15 protein-coding genes and 1 tRNA gene are annotated in these 16681 nt (G+C 44.1%); 6 read left to right on the forward strand and 10 right to left on the reverse strand.

The features are described 5' to 3' along the window. Positions 1 to 213: 213 nt before the first annotated feature. Positions 214 to 342, forward strand: a complete 129-nt coding sequence (locus J3998_RS13405; RefSeq protein WP_279576296.1) for a hypothetical protein — start codon at positions 214 to 216, stop codon at positions 340 to 342. 457 nt (positions 343 to 799) lie between these two features. Here the strand turns inward: J3998_RS13405 and J3998_RS11030 are convergent. Beyond that, a tRNA-Ser gene (locus J3998_RS11030) sits at positions 800 to 890 on the reverse strand. 71 nt (positions 891 to 961) lie between these two features. Here J3998_RS11030 and J3998_RS11035 point away from each other — a divergent pair. Continuing rightward, the gene (locus J3998_RS11035) at positions 962 to 1330 is read left to right on the forward strand and encodes an MGMT family protein (protein ID WP_243750723.1); all 369 of its coding nucleotides are present in this window, start codon (positions 962 to 964) and stop codon (positions 1328 to 1330) included. 60 nt (positions 1331 to 1390) lie between these two features. Here the strand turns inward: J3998_RS11035 and serS are convergent, their stop codons facing one another. Genes serS through J3998_RS11060 form a run of 5 tightly spaced genes read right to left on the reverse strand, consistent with a single transcriptional unit; the run spans position 1391 to position 8380 of the window. Beyond that, positions 1391 to 2677 (reverse strand): serine--tRNA ligase, encoded by a 1287-nt coding sequence (gene serS / locus J3998_RS11040; RefSeq protein ID WP_208150724.1) that lies wholly within the window; start codon positions 2675 to 2677, stop codon positions 1391 to 1393. Between the two features lie 51 nt (positions 2678 to 2728). Continuing rightward, on the reverse strand, positions 2729 to 3118 hold the full coding sequence (gene crcB, locus J3998_RS11045; RefSeq protein WP_208150725.1) for a fluoride efflux transporter CrcB: 390 nt from the start codon (positions 3116 to 3118) through the stop codon (positions 2729 to 2731). A gap of 57 nt (positions 3119 to 3175) precedes the next feature. Beyond that, positions 3176 to 4534 carry a replication-associated recombination protein A gene (locus tag J3998_RS11050; protein WP_208150726.1) on the reverse strand — a complete coding sequence of 453 codons (1359 nt, stop codon included), beginning with the start codon at positions 4532 to 4534 and terminating at the stop codon, positions 3176 to 3178. A gap of 21 nt (positions 4535 to 4555) precedes the next feature. Further along, entirely contained in the window at positions 4556 to 5191 is a 636-nt protein-coding gene (lolA, locus tag J3998_RS11055; RefSeq protein WP_208150727.1) for an outer membrane lipoprotein periplasmic chaperone LolA, read from the reverse strand. An 18-nt stretch (positions 5192 to 5209) separates the two neighbouring features. Beyond that, complete coding sequence (locus tag J3998_RS11060) at positions 5210 to 8380, reverse strand: DNA translocase FtsK 4TM domain-containing protein (protein WP_208150728.1); 3171 nt, start codon at positions 8378 to 8380, stop codon at positions 5210 to 5212. Positions 8381 to 8658: 278 nt separating this feature from the next. Here J3998_RS11060 and trxB point away from each other — a divergent pair, with 278 nt between their 5' ends. Further along, a complete protein-coding gene (gene trxB / locus J3998_RS11065) occupies positions 8659 to 9606 on the forward strand; it encodes a thioredoxin-disulfide reductase (RefSeq protein WP_208150729.1) in 948 nt (315 codons plus the stop codon). 21 nt (positions 9607 to 9627) lie between these two features. Beyond that, complete coding sequence (bamJ, locus tag J3998_RS11070) at positions 9628 to 10347, forward strand: BamJ family beta-barrel-assembly machinery protein (protein ID WP_208150730.1); 720 nt, start codon at positions 9628 to 9630, stop codon at positions 10345 to 10347. Positions 10348 to 10785: 438 nt separating this feature from the next. Here bamJ and J3998_RS11075 read toward each other — a convergent pair whose 3' ends face one another. Beyond that, positions 10786 to 11115, reverse strand: coding sequence for a YqfO family protein (locus tag J3998_RS11075; RefSeq protein WP_208150731.1), 330 nt, complete (start codon positions 11113 to 11115; stop codon positions 10786 to 10788). 92 nt (positions 11116 to 11207) lie between these two features. On the opposite strand from J3998_RS11075, the gene J3998_RS11080 reads away from it, so the two are divergent. Beyond that, complete coding sequence (locus J3998_RS11080) at positions 11208 to 11477, forward strand: hypothetical protein (protein ID WP_208150732.1); 270 nt, start codon at positions 11208 to 11210, stop codon at positions 11475 to 11477. Between the two features lie 81 nt (positions 11478 to 11558). On the opposite strand, the gene J3998_RS13410 is transcribed toward J3998_RS11080, so the two are convergent. From J3998_RS13410 to J3998_RS11095, 3 genes are all read right to left on the reverse strand, one after another. After that, entirely contained in the window at positions 11559 to 12830 is a 1272-nt protein-coding gene (locus tag J3998_RS13410) for a methyl-accepting chemotaxis protein (RefSeq protein ID WP_208150733.1), read from the reverse strand. A 247-nt stretch (positions 12831 to 13077) separates the two neighbouring features. Beyond that, the gene (locus J3998_RS11090) at positions 13078 to 14208 is read right to left on the reverse strand and encodes a protein-glutamate methylesterase/protein-glutamine glutaminase (protein WP_208150734.1); all 1131 of its coding nucleotides are present in this window, start codon (positions 14206 to 14208) and stop codon (positions 13078 to 13080) included. An 85-nt stretch (positions 14209 to 14293) separates the two neighbouring features. Next, on the reverse strand, positions 14294 to 15121 hold the full coding sequence (locus J3998_RS11095) for a CheR family methyltransferase (RefSeq protein ID WP_208150735.1): 828 nt from the start codon (positions 15119 to 15121) through the stop codon (positions 14294 to 14296). Between the two features lie 265 nt (positions 15122 to 15386). On the opposite strand from J3998_RS11095, the gene J3998_RS11100 reads away from it, so the two are divergent. Then, positions 15387 to 16430 carry a hypothetical protein gene (locus J3998_RS11100; RefSeq protein ID WP_208150736.1) on the forward strand — a complete coding sequence of 348 codons (1044 nt, stop codon included), beginning with the start codon at positions 15387 to 15389 and terminating at the stop codon, positions 16428 to 16430. The last annotated feature ends 251 nt before the right edge of the window (positions 16431 to 16681 follow it).

Consider the following 16681-nt stretch of genomic DNA (forward strand, 5'->3'; position numbering starts at 1 on the left):
GCAAAGCATCTACACCGAGCAAAAACAAGCAACACCGTTAAACTCATTTTCTCAAAGCTTATACAAACATTGTTCCCCTAGGCAGCTGTACCACCTCATATAGAGTCGGTATTTATCTGAAATTACTTTAAACAGAAATGCCTACTTGCAATATGGGTAATAACAGATGTACAATTTAATTACTGGGTAAATTAATTTTACAAGGTGACGAAGATGGAAGAAAAAAATAAACAAATTGAAATTCTTGAGCAACAAGAACTACAAAACTGGGCATCAATACTTGTGGAAGAATGGGATTCAACAAAAGAACTTCAATTCCTAGACATCGATAGCGCTGAGTAATTAATCACTTAGTAGACGCCCTTCCATTGTAATTGATCGCATCAAAAAGTTGGTTAAGCTAAAAATCGCTTGTTTGAGCTCTTCTAATTTCCCAATTCGTCAACATTTATTCCTGTCACATTGCTGACCTATAGAAACTCAACAGATTAAAACCTCTTAGTTTCTATAACGCAGAAATACGTGGGCTATAGCAGCCAATCCCCTAGATCAGAAGCACAATCCTCCAATCAACAGAAAATCCAAGAATTACGGCTTGATTTGCTAATCAGCGAGCCAAGAACAGTAAGATGAAGCATCACCAATAGTTCGGAGTTCATCGAACTTAGACGGCAAAAGATATTTTTAGGATAACAGCATAAGAACGCTTCTCTTGAAGCTTAGGCCACATACATAGAATATAGACCCTAAAATGAAAAAAGGAGCTATCTGCTTAAGCAAATAGCTCCTTTTAAAATAATGGCGGTGGACTAGGGATTCGAACCCCAGGTAGGCTACAAACCTACAACGGTTTTCAAGACCGCCGCCTTCAACCACTCAGCCAGTCCACCTTATTTGTTGGGGCGTATTATAGGCCGAAGGATGGATTTTGCAAGGCAATTTCGGGATTTTTTTGAAAAAAATGTGGCTTATTTACGCTACACTTTATGGCATGAAAAAAGAAGTCAGAAAAAACAGTCACTTAAGCTTTACCGAGCAAGTTTATCAACAGTTGCTACGTGTCCCGAAAGGCAAAGTGACCACCTATTCAGCACTGGCTAAAGCCGTCAACAGCAAGGCAATTCGAGCAGTTGGTAGTGCAATGCGAAAGAACCCCCTTCCCATTATCGTGCCTTGCCACAGGGTGGTGAAAAGCACTGGTGAAATCGGTCAATATGCTCTGGGTGGCCCACAGGTTAAAGCGGAACTACTTAGGCAGGAAGGTATTGATATTGAAAACGGTAACGTTCAAAACTTAGCTCAATATCTATTCGACTTTTCAGAGGATTAAAACTAAAAAGGCTTGTCGCAATATTGCGACAAGCCTTTTCAAAAGCGAAACAATTTACGATTAAATCGTTTCTGCACCACCTAAGTATGGACGCAAAGCTTCCGGCACAGTTACCGAACCGTCTTCGTTCTGGTAGTTTTCCAGAACCGCGACCAAAGTACGTCCTACGGCCAAACCAGAACCATTCAAGGTGTGCGCCAGCTGAGGCTTACCATTACCGCCTCGGAAACGTGCTTTTAAACGACGCGCTTGGAAATCTTCAAAGTTAGAGCAGGAGGAAATTTCACGATAGGCTTCCTGCCCCGGCAACCATACTTCCAAATCGTAAGTTTTAGTTGCAGAGAAACCGATATCACCGGTACAAAGATTGACCACACGATAAGGTAAACCAAGTTTCTGCAAAATACTTTCCGCCTGACCGGTCAACTCTTCCAAGGCTTGATGTGATTTTTCCGGATGAACCACTTGGACCAATTCCACTTTTTCAAACTGGTGCTGACGAATTAAACCACGGGTATCACGGCCATAAGAACCGGCTTCGGAACGGAAACACGGCGTGTGTGCAGTACATTTAATCGGCAAATCCGCTTCATCGATGATTTCATCACGGAACAAATTGGTGACCGGAACTTCCGCCGTCGGAATTAAATACAGGTCACGATCATTGGTGTCATGCTCGTCGTTTTTGCTGATTTTATATAAATCCGCTTCAAACTTCGGTAACTGGCCGGTGCCGCGTAGTGAATCCTGGTTAACCATAAACGGAACGTACACTTCTTCATAACCGGCTTGACCATGCTCATTCAACATAAACTGAATCAGCGCACGTTGCATACGAGCTAGAGAACCTTTCATCACTGCGAAACGCGACGATGTCACTTTTACCGCCGCATCGTTATCAAACCAGCCGCGAGCCTCTGCCAAATCAACATGGTCTTTAACTTCAAAATCAAACTCGCGCGGTGTTCCCCATTTGCGAATTTCCACATTGTCGTCTTCAGAAGCGCCAACCGGTACCGATTCATGCGGCGTATTCGGTACACAAGCAAGAATATCATCCAACTGTGTTTGCACTTCGTCAGATTTCTGTTCCGCCTGTTCCAACTGAGTTTTCAGGTCTTCAATCTCTGCCAATAGCGGTGCAATATCTTGCCCTTGTGCTTTCGCTTTACCGATTTCTTTAGAACGGCTATTACGAGTCGCCTGCAAATCTTGTGCTTTTACTTGCCACTCTTTACGTTGCACTTCCAGCACTTCAATTTGCGCCACATCTAGCTCAAAGCCACGCGTTTTCAATTGTGCAGCGACGTCCGCTAACTCACTTCGTAAACGTTTTGGATCTAACATTTAGCCATTCCTGATTTTTTAAAACTATAAAACTTTGCTCGTAGAAATTGTCTACGAACTTAAAAACTGTCTGCCACTAATTAAACCGAGCCACACTGCGCTCAAGGTCAAAATTAAACTGACCGCCATATTCGCGACCGCCTTACCGAACTCACCGACCTGAATGTACTGCATGGTCTCGTAAGAAAAGGTCGAAAAAGTGGTGAAAGCGCCAAGAAAACCAACTAGGATAAAAGCACGCCATTCATTCGACAGTGACCATTTATCAATCAGCAACACCGCCAACAAGCCCATTGCAAAAGACCCGAGCACATTCACCGCCAAGGTTCCCCAAGCGAATTCTCGTCCAAACCAGAGGTAAACTTGATGCGACAAAGCAAACCGTGCCATGGCACCTAAAGCACCACCTGAGGCAATAGCCCACCACCCCCAAAAGGTCATGACGAGACTCCGAAAAACATCATTTGTACTCGATTGCAGATTTTCATCTTCTACCGCCTATTTGCGACGCTTATAAATCGCTTGCTGATTCAAGTTTTCGAGGTGCCTCATTTTAGCGGAAATTTTGATTTCCAAACCTCTTTCTACCGGTTGATAGTAAGCTTTTTCCGCCATTTCTTCCGGGAAATAACATTCACCGGCAGCAAAGGCTTCCGGCTCGTCATGTGCATAACGGTATTCTTTGCCGTAATCCAACTCCGCCATTAACTTGGTTGGCGCATTACGTAGATGCAACGGTACCGAATGCGAACCGTTCTCTTTGATGTCTTTCAACACGGCTTTATAGGCCATATAAACCGCATTCGATTTAGGAGCCACCGCCAGATAGGTTGCCGCTTGCGCCAAAGCTAAATCGCCTTCCGGTGAACCAAGTCGTTCGTAGGATTGCGCAGCATCAATCGCCACTTGCAGAGCTTTCGGGTCGGCATTTGCAATCTCCTCGGAAGCCATTCGAATTAGGCGACGCGCCAAGTAACGCGGATCAACCCCGCCATCTAACATACGCACCAACCAATACAATGCGGCATTTGGATCGGAACCGCGCACCGATTTATGCAGCGCAGAAATCTGGTCGTAAAACGCTTCGCCGCCTTTATCAAAACGGCGTAAACCACCTTGCACCACTTCTTTGGCATGCTCAACTTCAATACTTGCACATAAACCATTTTCGCAAGGTTGCCAATCGGCAAAATCGACCGCCTGTTCGAGAAAGTTCAATAAACGGCGCGCATCACCGTCGCTAGAACCAATCAGTAACTGCGCCGCTATGTCGGCCACCTTCAACTCAATATTCTGCTGTTCCGATTCAGAAGATAAATCATTCGCAAGCTGCATTACGCCACGTTGCAGAACCTGTTCTAAATCTTCTTCGTCCAGCTCTCGCAAAACTAAAACCTTTGCGCGCGATAGCAAGGCATTGTTCAACTCAAACGATGGATTCTCGGTAGTCGCGCCAATAAACACAAAAGTACCATCTTCCACAAACGGCAGGAACGCATCCTGCTGAGCTTTATTGAAACGGTGCACTTCATCGACAAACAACAAGGTGCCTTGATTGAATTGTTCGCGTTGTTTTTTGGCTTGTTCAACTGCCGCTCGAACTTCTTTAACGCCATCTAAAACCGCAGACAGACTGATAAACTGCAAATCCGACTGGTTTGCCAACAATCTCGCCAAGGTAGTTTTACCCACTCCCGGCGGCCCCCAGAAAATCAATGAATAGAGTTTACCGGACGCCAACATTCGAGTCAGCACACGATTTTTACCAAGCAGGTGCTCTTGGCCAATATATTCGTCTAGCGTTTGCGGACGTAAGCGGTCGGAAAGCGGTTTGTATAATTGCTTGGCGTTACTCAAAAGATGCTCTCGAAGGTTCGGTTAGTAGCTCGGTTGGCCGATTAAATCAATGCCCGGCTGCAGTTTGAAAACGAAATTTTCCGCGGCGATTGGGTGATTGATTTCAACCTTACTAAATTCGATTTTGGTAATGTTTTCCGGCCCTTCATACATCAACACTTGCTGCATCACACCATCTTTTAAACCAACTTCAATACTCTGAAAATAGGTCGCGGCTTTCGGCTCCAAGTTATACCAAACCATGCCTTCGCGTTCACCGGCAAAAACAATCTCGAACTTGTCTTCGATTTTCTCGTCATACAGCAACCAACTCAGCGGAATATCGGCCTGCACGTCGGCAATCGGTCGTACCGTTGCTTGATATAAATCTTTGTCAAATACCCAAAGGTTTTGGCCATCAACAACAATGCGCTGACCGTCATCGGCAGCATATTCCCAGACTAATTTGCCCAGACGTAATAACTGAAAATGGCCTTTCTGCGGTGCATGTACCGGACCAAACATACTCTCTTCAAGCGTCTGCTGAGAAAAATCCGCTTCAAATGTGCTTAGATTATTCACAAAATCCTGCACCGGATTCGCTAATACATTTTGGCTCAAAGTAACCGTAAAACAGGTCGCTGCTAAAGCGAAAGGCCTAATCAATTTTGCCAACATGAAATTTGTATTCTCGTATTATTCAGACGGATCGCGCAGATGGTCGCCGCCGACCAATACTTCACGCTGTCCGTTGGAGGTTTTCGATGAGGAAATAAGCCCCGCCTGCGACATTGCTTCAACAATGCGCGCCGAACGATTATACCCAATCGAGAATTGACGTTGAATCAGTGAAACGGAGATCTTACGATTTTCAATGGCGAAATTCACGATTTGGTCATACAACGGATCGTCTTCGGCACTTTTCGGACCATTGGACTTACCGCCTGCTGGCTCTTCCGGTTCCATGGATTGAGTAATCGCTTTCAGATATTGCGGTTCACCCTGCGACTTAACAAACTCGGCAACTTTAATTACTTCTTCATCATTCATAAAGGCACCGTGCACGCGTTTTGGCGAACCGGAACCTGGCGGAAGATACAACATATCCCCCATACCGAGCAATTGTTCCGCACCACCTTGATCAAGAATGGTACGTGAATCAATTTTAGTATTCACCATAAACGACATACGGGTCGGAATATTGGCCTTAATCAAACCGGTGATAACATTCACCGAAGGACGTTGCGTTGCCAGAATCAAATGAATACCGGCCGCACGGGCTTTCTGTGCAATACGCGCAATCAACTGCTCAACTTCTTTACCGACCACCATAATCATGTCGGCGAATTCATCGACTACCACCACGATATACGGCAATGGCGTCAAAGTTGGCGGCGCATCCATAACTTGATGACCATAAGATGCTTGCTGTTGATACAACGGATCAACAATCGGATTGCCTTCATCAATCGCTTTCTGCACTTTCATATTAAAGCCGGCGATATTGCGCACGCCCATCTTCGCCATCAGCTGATAACGACGGTCCATTTCAAACACACACCAACGTAAAGCATTGGCGGCATCATTCATATCGGTCACCACCGGCGCCAGAAGATGCGGAATATCGTCGTACACTGACAGTTCCAACATTTTCGGGTCAATCATAATCAGACGCACTTCTTCCGGCGTACTCTTATAGAGCATGCTCAGAATCATACTGTTAACCCCGACCGATTTACCGGCACCGGTGGTACCAGCCACCAACAAGTGCGGCATACGCGCAATGTCGGCGACGACCGGCTTACCGGAAATATCTTTACCAATTGCGATACTCAATGGCGATTTCGACTTGGCGAACTCGCTTGATGAAAGCACATCACGGAAACTAACAATTTCGCGTTTCTCGTTCGGAATTTCGATACCAACCACCGCTTTACCAGGAATGACATCCACAACCCGCACCGACTTAACTGACAACACTCGCGCCAAGTCTTTCGCCAAGTTATTAATCTGCGAAACCTTCACCCCCGGAGCCGGCAAGATTTCAAAACGCGTCACCACCGGCCCCGGCTGCACCGATTCCACCTCGACCTTAACGCCAAATTCTTGTAGACGTTGCTCCAACAAGAATGACAAATCCGTCAACTCTTGTTCGGTAAAACCCTCATCATCTGGAATATATTCATCCAGAAGCTCAACAGAAGGCAATTTAAATTCACCGATTTCATAAGCAGTCGGATCACATATCTTCGGCTCTACATTTTCAACCTCGCCTTCAGAATGCACGGCTTTGACTTCAACTTTTGAATCCGGTTCGAACGGTAAATCTTGTGAAGTGTCCTCGACAGCTTCAACTGCGACAACCGGCTCTTCATGTGGAGATTCTTGAATCTTTTCAGCTTCCGGCTGCGGTGCATATTTTTGGTAATCTTTGTCTTTTTGTACCGTATTTCTTTTCGCTGCTTGTGTCGCTTTAATCTCTTCTTCTGTCTCTTCAGTAAATGGCGTCAAGGCAAAATCATCGCCGTTTCCAACTTCTTTATTCACCTTTTGGGCAGAGACGTTTTCTTGAACTTGTTCATTAGCAGATTGCACAGATCCATCAGGGTCAATGGCAGGCATGACTTTTTCCTCAACCATATCCGCCTTATCGCCGGCATGCTCTTTTTTCGCAAAGACGCCGACCGCTTTCTGTTTTAAACCGGCAAACAGTGACTGAGATTTTGCTGCTTTTTCCTGCTCGTCAGATGCTTCAAACTCTTCAACTTCCGTATCCGGCAAGGCTGAAATATTCGGTTCTGGCTTGATAATTTTGACAGTTTTCTCCTGCCCAAATTCCGGCTGTTGTTCATCTAGCTCAGTATTGACTGTCGAAATGATTTTCTGATCAGCATCTTGAATTGCCTGTATCTGCCCGGGTTGCCCTCCTTGGCGTAGCATTTTCTCACGCTGGAACGGTGCAAAGGCATCGCGCAGCTGACATATCAAGCGCTGACATTTTTCCGAGTTATTAATGGTCTTTTGCCATTTCATTTTTGACCAAACAATTAAGTTCAAAGTCAAACGGCCAGTCACCTCAAGAATGGTCATCCAAGAGTGGCTTAACAGTAAGCTAATTGACAGGGCAAACAGCCCAAGCAAGAGCAAAGTAGTCGCCAATAGGTCAATTGAATCCACTAAGAAACCGCCAATTAAACTGCCCCAAATACCACCTGGGTTGAAGGGTAACTCTTCAGAAAAACTGTCAGGATGGACAAACAGGTGTGCCATCGCTGCACCGGCACTGACCATTAACAGCACACCAAGCAAACTAAAAAAGAAGCGGTAAAAGTCAATTTCGCCTTCATCATCCCGCAGCGGTAAGCGCAAGGTAAACCAGCCTGCTAGAATAATCCCCAAAGGCAATAAATACGCGAACAAGCCAAAGACGGTAAACAGCAATGACGATAGCCAAGCACCGGTGTAACCTCCGTAATTATTCACATTACCACTGGCTGAAGAAGAGTTAAAACCCGAATCATTTGGATCATAACCCGCCAGAATAATAGTCAAAAAAACGGCAAATAGAATACAGAAAATCAATACCAAATCCTTGACCACCCAAGAGTAGGAAACCTTACTCGACAGTAGCGGGTTTTGCGCCTCCATTTGCGCAATCGGCGCGCTCAATTCTGCAGTATGAATTTGATCAATTTTCTCAGCCGCCTGCTGATTTGCTAAGCTCTTCTGCTCCAGCTCGCGATCCAATGCCTTTCTATCAACATCTTGCTGCGCTTTCTTAATTTGCGCTTCGGCTTTCCGTGCCGCATCTTTACGACGAGCAGCCGACATTTTTATTGCAGTTCGATTGGTTTGATCTAGAGGCACTTTCAGTTTCTATCCTATTGGTAAAATTACAGACTTTCAGATTCGTTAAGCAGGCATCAAATGCCTATTGTACAAAGCGGTTCCAGTAATCGTTTTCTATTAATAAAACGAATGGAAAAGTTTAAACAAAAACTGCTAAAATTCTAGCACATTGCTATACAGAGGACAGCGTAAAAGCCTAGAGTTTACTGAATTAAACGGCTTTATCTAATGCTCGATTCTTTGTAACATACATTTTAACTTTCTATATTAGTAGTTTGAATTTAAAGGATTTAATTATGGCAGCGAAACATTGCAAGCTTCTTATTCTCGGTTCCGGCCCAGCAGGTTACACTGCTGCAGTATATGCTGCCCGTGCTAACTTGGATCCAGTTATCATCACTGGAATGCAGCAAGGCGGTCAGCTAACCACGACTACCGAAGTGGATAACTGGCCTGGCGATCCAGAAGGTCTAACCGGCCCGGACTTAATGGTTCGTATGCAAAAACATGCTGAACGCTTCGGTACTGAAATCCTATTTGACCACATCAATAAAGCGGATCTTTCAGAACGCCCTTTCAAACTTACCGGTGATTCTGGCGAGTACACCTGTGATGCTCTAATCATTGCGACTGGCGCAACGGCTAAATATCTTGGCCTAGAGTCAGAAACCGCATTTAAAGGTAAAGGCGTTTCTGCTTGCGCAACCTGCGACGGTTTCTTCTACCGAAATCAGAAAGTAGCCGTTGTTGGTGGCGGTAATACCGCGGTTGAAGAAGCCCTGTATCTTTCCAACATCGCTTCAGAGGTAACCATTATTCACCGCCGTGATCATTTCACTTCTGAGAAAATCCTAGCGAAACACCTTATGGAAAAAGCCGAGAACGGCAATATCAAAATCGAGTTCAATGCCGAGCTGGATGAGGTTTTGGGCGACAATATGGGCGTAACCGGCCTACGTATTAAAAACCGTGAATCAGGCGAAACCAAAGATTTGGATGTTGCCGGCGTCTTTATTGCTATCGGCCACTCACCAAATACCGGCCTATTTGAAGGTCAGCTGGAAATGGACAACGGTTATTTGAAAGTTCAAAGCGGCCTACAGGGTAATGCAACGCAAACGTCAATCGAGGGCGTTTTTGCCGCCGGTGACGTTATGGATCAAAACTATAAGCAAGCAATTACCTCTGCTGGTGCCGGCTGTATGGCTGCACTAGATGCCGAAAAATATTTAGACAACCTATAAAGGCTTAAGGACTTACCACTTATGCGCTTACCACTAATCACTGCCTTATTATTGACAATGCAAGGTACTGCCTTAGCCAATCAAGCGACGCCAAACGAAAATAATGGTGCGCTTTCTCTAGAGACGGTCGAAGAAAAAACCAGCTATACCCTCGGTGTCGATTTGGCAAAAAGTTTAGGTGACAACGGTTTTGTACCGAATTCGCGTGCACTTGCACAAGGTCTGCTGGATGCACTTGAAGGCCGCCCTCTTCTACTAACACCTGAACAAATGACGGCGGCGATAGAAGAAACTAAAAAGAAATTGATGGCCATCAAAATGGAAGAGCGTAACAAGCTGGCCGAGGAGAATCTTAAAAAAGGTAATGAGTTCCGCGCCAAGTTCGCTAAACAGGACAAGACGCTGACGACTGAAGATGGCATCCTTTATCAAGTACTTGAACAAGGTAAAGGCAGCTCTCCGACTGACGAAGACAGCATTTACGCACACTATGAAGGTTCGTTTATCAATGGCGAAGTATTCGATAGTTCATACAAACGTGGCCGCGCCTTAAAACTTTATACCTCTGATGTCATCAAAGGTTGGGGAAAAATCTTAAAGATGATGAAGCCAGGCAGTAAATGGAAAGTCGTTATCCCGCCAGAACTAGCATATGGCGAAAACGGTGCCGGTGATGTGATTGGTCCTAACTCGACGTTAGTTTTCACAATTGAATTAATCTCATTCGGTAAAGAGCAATAATAACCACTTTCTCAATATAAACGAAACGCCTTCGGTCAAGCAATTGCCGGAGGTTTTTTTATACCTATAACAAACTTATACAGCGAAATGACAATAGCTTTATCAAGGAAAAAGAGAAACGATTAAGAGGCTATGAAAATAAAAAAGCCCCAAACAAACTGCAGGCAGTTTATTTGAGGGGTTCCATATAAAGGGGAACAATCTTAGCTCTTTTAGAGGAGTGTTGTAATGAAACAACGGAAGCAATCTTAATCTAAGACAAGGCATATATCAATATTTTCTAATATAGAAAATCATTAAGAAATTCTTAATGCTTCCAAGCTTATTGAAACGAAAAGTATATGAAACGACTCAAAAGGCCACGGCATGAATAAAATTAACTTATACCAGTGTAAATTTTTTCGTATTCAGCTCAGGCAGCACTTTTGAGCAGTTCCATTATAAAAATTGCCGAGCATCCATGCTTTTCACTAAAAAATATGCCGGCTCTTCATAAGGATGCGCATCAAAAAATGCCCCCATCACGTCCTTGAGATTTTGTTGCGCTACATAAACCTCAACTTTATATTCTTCCTCGCGGCTTAATTGATCGGTTTCGCCGATAAACGGATTACTGCCAGGCATAGGACGAAACTGCCCTTGGCCTTTAACTTGCCAAGCGCAATGCCGATAATCGCCCTGCACTCCTGCTCCAGCAGCGAAAATGGCACCCTTAACTGCTTCTAGATGCGATTCCGGCACATAAAAAACCAACTGATAAAAACTCATCTTGCCCTCATTCGGTTATTTGTTAATCAGATTCTGCCAATTATAAAAGTGAATTCACTACAATATGGGCACAAAAATAGAAGGAAAACTTTATGAAATTACTATTAGCAAGCTATGCAGTGATTTTATCTTTAGGGATTATTTCTTTAATTACCGGCAATCACTACTTTGCCAATATTGCCGGTTTCTTGTCGGCAATCGGTTTTATGTTGGTATTCTTCAAGGACCGACCGGAAGAAGAGACCGAGCAACAGATTAAAATGCGTCGCTACTGGTATTTGGTTTTTGCCACCGGTATTTTCTTTAGTCTACTGTTCGGCAGTTTCTGGAACACGCATATGGGCAATATGGAAGTTCGCTAACAAGCATTTATTCAACCTATAAAAAAGCCCTGTTCCTGAAAATACCGAAACAGGGCTTTTTTCTGCTTAGCGAGAACTCGATTAGAAAAGTTCGATTTCGCCTTCATCCATCGATTCTGTATTCACTCGACTCATTCGCGAATCTTCAATCGACTGGCGTTTGCTATGGATAGTTTGACGGAACTGCTCAATACGCTGGCGATATTCTTCATCGTTCATAGCTGGTGTCTCTTGATTTTCTTTAGTGAACTGGCTAATTTCATTTGAGAATTGTGCTAATTGATCCAAGTGGTTCATGACCTGCTCAACCAACTGTCGAACGATATCTTCAAACTGCAACGAACGCACTGCATTCGACACACTGACCTCAATCTCGGAAATTACTCCAGATACATCACCAAGTTTGGACGAGATTCCATCATTCATCGCATTTAAATCACCCAACATCGAACCAACTTTTTTCTGCGACGAAACCGCCTGCTCCATGTCCTTGCTTGCTGTTTCACTCACAATATTACGCACTTGATCGACGGTACTGCGTGCTTTCTCAGCTTGTTTACGAATCTGCTCATTTAGAATATTCGAGTTCAAGGACAGTTTACGAACCTCATCAGCAACCACCGCAAAGCCACGCCCAGCTTCACCGGCACGCGCTGCTTCAATTGCCGCATTCAATGCCAATAAGTTAGTTTGATCAGCAATGCCTTTAACATCTTCAAGCAGATTAAAAATTGCTTCAATCTGACCAACCATATCGTCGATTTTATCGACCGTCTGTTTGCTACGTTCGGAAGCATTCATCAACAGATCTATCAAATACTGCAGAACCATTTTCATCTCACTAGAGAACTTCTGAATCGACATCTGCTCAGCGCCTTGCCCGCCGAGGTTATCCAACAATGCCAAAACCATTTGATACTCTTGTTGCGTTTGCGAGTGCAAACCAGAAAAACTGTTATTCAAGGTTTCAATAGCCTCGGCAACCAATTCTTTCACCTGCATCAATTCACCACGCACAATTTCAACTTCATGCTCAATGACGGTGTCAACATCATCCATAATCATCTGTAATGATTCATCCGCAGTCGTGGTTTTCAGCATAGCGACATCAGTTGATGACTTTGACTTGTAAGCAGGATTTGCTTCGGACGCTTCTTGCAAGGCTTGACGACGCATCTGACGCTTTTGTTGATTTTCCGCTTGATTGGCAATATTTGCCACGGTAAGAAACCAACTGGCTGATAGCAAAATCACCATAGCAAAATTCAGTAAAGTGATATCAAAAAAACTCAGGGCCGCCGCGACAAGAGTCACTGCAAGCGGTATCCAATAGGCTCTAGCAAGATCGAGCATGACACTTTCCTTTTTTATTATTATTGGCAGTAATTGCCATAAATTTGTTAGTTAACCCAAGTACAGCAGGTTATATGCCACATAATCTATTTTAGGCAAATACATTTCTGTTAATGACACTGCCTAAGGAACCTCTGATTGAATCAGAGGTTCCCTAAGAAAACTTAACCGGATTTCAGCAGGCCTTAAAGAAAAACAGCCTTGTAAACAAGGCTGCTGCGACTCATGTGAATGTTAATCACCGAGGCTAACCAACCGCTAAATCCAAAACTTTTTGAGCTATTTTTTCCAGCGGAAGAACATGGTCGGCGGCACCGATTTTCACTGACTCTCCCGGCATTCCCCAGACAACACTGGTCTTTTCATCCTGTGCAATGGTCTGGACACCAATCTCTTTTAACTCTTTTAAACCTTGCGCACCATCCGCCCCCATACCAGTCAAGATAACCCCGACTGCTTTTTTACCGACGGCTTGCTCGACCGAACGGTACATCACATCGACCGATGGTTTATGGCGGTTAACCGGAGGCCCGTCATTTAACTGACACACCAACTTATTACCTTGACGCATTACTAACAAATGACGGTCGCCTGGGGCGATGTATACATGGCCGTGCTGAATTTCCATTCCATCCTCAGCTTGATGAACTGTCATAGCAGCAATGTTATTCATACGCGTTGCAAAAGGCAGGCTAAAGGCCGCCGGAATATGCTGAGTAATGACAATCGGTGGCGTATCTTCTGGCAGGCGCAGCAGAACTTCTTTTATCGCCTCCGTCCCTCCTGTCGAAGAGCCTATAGCAATCAATTTATGACGCATAGAAACACCTGGAACAACACTACCAGTGCGCCTTGGCAAAACCGCATCTGTGGTTAATTTTTGCGCTGGCGCAGCTGGGGGGACATTAGCATGCACCCGTGCCGGCTTATGCTCTTTATTGGCAACATAACGGGCATATTGGCGTTCCAGTTGATAACGGCTAACGCGGGAGGCCGTTTTTACTTTACGACGTATTTCCATTGCGTAATTTTCAAAAGTGTTATGCAAGTCGAACTTCGGTTTAGTAACAAAATCAACCGCTCCTAAATCCATCGCTTCGAAAGTGACATCAGCCCCTTTCTCCGTTAAAGTCGATATCATAACCACCGGTAATGGGTGCAAACGCATAAGATTTTTCAGGAAAGTCACACCATCCATTTTGGGCATTTCCACATCAAGGGTCAGCACATCCGGGTGCAACTCCTTGATCATCTGCCGAGCTTGGTACGGATCTTCAGCCGCACCGACGACATCAATCATCGGATCCGCCTTCAACATCTCCGAAAGCATCTGTCTAACCAACTCAGAGTCATCCACGATGAGTACTTTAATTGACATGCGATATTCCTTATCTAATTCTTAGATTTACAACACTCGCCACTAAGGGTCTGTATTTACCTGTTTTATTTTTAAAAATAGTGATTTAGCGTATCTTGCGATAAATGGTTTTACCGAGTAACTCGAAACGGTCACAAACATTGTAAAGCGATTCCGAATGCCCGACGAACAGATGCCCTTCGGGCTGTAAAAGATTGGCGTAACGATCAAACAAACGTGCTTGAGTCTGTTTATCAAAATAGATCACCACGTTGCGACAAAAAATCACATCAATACTGTCCTTAATAGGCCAGTCCGCCATCAAGTTAAGTTGCCCGAATTCAATAATACCTTGTAACTCCGGTTTCACCTTAGCATAGCCTTCACGAGCCCCTGTACCTTTCATAAACCAACGTTTTTTACGCTCAAGGCTCATACCTTTCAAACGATCTAATTTATATACACCGGATTGACCGGTAGCGACAACATTGGAATCCAAATCAGTTGCAATCACTTTAGCATCCCAGCCAGCTGGAACGCTCTCTTTCAAAACAATCGCTAATGAATAAGGCTCTTCACCGGTTGAACAGCCTGCTGACCAAATGCGAATCTTACGGCTAGCTTGATTTTTCTGTAACAAATTAGGAATAACCGTTTCCGCGAGATATTCAAAATGGTGATTTTCACGAAAAAAGAAGGTTAAGTTCGTCGTAATGGCATTAATTAGATGAACAAATTCTTGCTCGCCTTGCTGTTCAACGTACTTGATGTATTCACTGAAACTCTGTTTTTCCAAAAAGCGGATACGCTTCGCCAAACGGTTGTAGACCAAATTCTTTTTGGAATCGTTTAAATCAATACCGGCAAAGTCGTAAACGATGCGTTTTATGTGCGCAAAATCTTTATCAGTAAAGAGAAATTCGCGTTCATCCATAATATGTAAACTCTTAAATGCGCTTCGCAATGCGAAAGGATTGCTAGCAATAGCGATAAATAGAACAATTTAACCGAGCATCAACTTGAACCGCTTAAATTTGCTGAAAGCTTGCTAGTAATGCTATGCTCAAAGATGGTCATTTCTTGCGAAAGATATTGCTTGTTGCTTGTTGCTTGTTGCTTGTTGCTTGTTGCTTGTTGCTTGTTGCTTGTTGCTTGTTGCTATTAATTTTGTCAAAAACCTAACAAAGGCGTGTCCCATAATGCTAACAATCACTGGCAATCTTAACCCAAGTCAACTAACGCCAGATTTAAGCAAAACCCTGTTAAATACTTTGAAAATTGGACAGAGCTTAAGTGCCACAATCGAACAGGTAAAAGGTGAACAGGTCACCTTAAAAATTGGACAAGCGACGTTAACAGCCAGTAGCAAAGAGATCAACTTACCAACAGGTCAAGTGCAATTGACCGTCAAACAAACCCAACCAACACTGGTGCTTGCACTAGCAGCAAAACCGAACCCTAGTCTGCAACAGCAGGAATTATTAAGCACCGCACTGCGTCAGCATTTAAGCAATCAAGTTCCACTTAACCAAGGTGCACAACAGTTTAGCCAGTTGTTGAACCAGCTACCTGCTTCCTTGCAAGCGCCACTCATGGCGTTATTGGACAATATCCGCAAGCCGCTCAACTTAAGCAGCGGCAAAGAACTCAAAGAGCGTTTGGAAAACAGCGGTCTATTTATGGAAAACAAATTGTCCAATTCAGGCAAAGTAGACCAACTAAAACATGATCTTAAAGCACAGCTATTACAATTTAAGCAGATGACCCAAAGCCTGCAGAGCAATCAAGCCAGCTCGAATAATCCAAGCACACAATTAGCTGCCAAGCTCAGTGACCAAATGATCAGTCGGATTACCTTTAATCAAATCCAGCTATATGAAAACCCGGCATTAACTCCGATGGACCTTCCTTCTTTAACAAAACAGGCAATTGACGATCAGTTGGAATTCCGTAAAAGAGCCATGTCACAAGGTAATCGCTGGGAAGCGTTCGTTAATGTCCATACTGACATGGGAGAAATTAAAGCAAAGTTGAGTTATGCCGAATTACAAGATCAACAGCTTTTCTGTGGTATTTGGTGTGAAAGTCTCGCTTTAGAACAAGCAGTAAACGAACAATTACCACAACTGCAAAAACAGCTCGACACACTAAAAGTGGATAACCTGCAAATAAAAGTACTCGCACAACCGCCGGAACGGTCAAAAAAAAGCCAACGAATTGCTCTAGTAGACATTCATATCTAGGGAAGCGCAGAATAAGTCCCCATTGACTTCAACGAGGTGTTTGAAGCAGACAATTCTAGGCAGGTTTTGCAAAGCATAGCCATTGCTATGGTTAAGAAGCCTAACAACGAAGTGACGCTTCCAAACCTCGCCTGTAGGGGCTTTGCAAAATTTGGCTAAGCGGTGTTGTCTCTTTTGGTCAGGTCTAGACATGACGGCAAACAGACGCCTTGCTTAGCCTAAATTTTTCTTTGCCTGAAGCCATTTGGACT

Source organism: Thiomicrorhabdus marina (assembly GCF_017571465.1).
Taxonomy (GTDB): domain Bacteria; phylum Pseudomonadota; class Gammaproteobacteria; order Thiomicrospirales; family Thiomicrospiraceae; genus Thiomicrorhabdus; species Thiomicrorhabdus marina.

Coding starts and splice junctions, on each gene's coding strand:
- J3998_RS11100 (WP_208150736.1), top strand. CDS start 15,387: ATGCTAACAATCACTGGCAATCTTAACCCAAGTCAACTAACGCCAGAT.
- J3998_RS13405 (WP_279576296.1), top strand. CDS start 214: ATGGAAGAAAAAAATAAACAAATTGAAATTCTTGAGCAACAAGAACTA.
- bamJ (WP_208150730.1), top strand. CDS start 9,628: ATGCGCTTACCACTAATCACTGCCTTATTATTGACAATGCAAGGTACT.
- crcB (WP_208150725.1), bottom strand. CDS start 3,118: ATGACCTTTTGGGGGTGGTGGGCTATTGCCTCAGGTGGTGCTTTAGGT.
- J3998_RS11075 (WP_208150731.1), bottom strand. CDS start 11,115: ATGAGTTTTTATCAGTTGGTTTTTTATGTGCCGGAATCGCATCTAGAA.
- J3998_RS11035 (WP_243750723.1), top strand. CDS start 962: ATGTGGCTTATTTACGCTACACTTTATGGCATGAAAAAAGAAGTCAGA.
- J3998_RS13410 (WP_208150733.1), bottom strand. CDS start 12,830: ATGCTCGATCTTGCTAGAGCCTATTGGATACCGCTTGCAGTGACTCTT.
- J3998_RS11080 (WP_208150732.1), top strand. CDS start 11,208: ATGAAATTACTATTAGCAAGCTATGCAGTGATTTTATCTTTAGGGATT.
- J3998_RS11090 (WP_208150734.1), bottom strand. CDS start 14,208: ATGTCAATTAAAGTACTCATCGTGGATGACTCTGAGTTGGTTAGACAG.
- J3998_RS11095 (WP_208150735.1), bottom strand. CDS start 15,121: ATGGATGAACGCGAATTTCTCTTTACTGATAAAGATTTTGCGCACATA.
- lolA (WP_208150727.1), bottom strand. CDS start 5,191: ATGTTGGCAAAATTGATTAGGCCTTTCGCTTTAGCAGCGACCTGTTTT.
- trxB (WP_208150729.1), top strand. CDS start 8,659: ATGGCAGCGAAACATTGCAAGCTTCTTATTCTCGGTTCCGGCCCAGCA.
- serS (WP_208150724.1), bottom strand. CDS start 2,677: ATGTTAGATCCAAAACGTTTACGAAGTGAGTTAGCGGACGTCGCTGCA.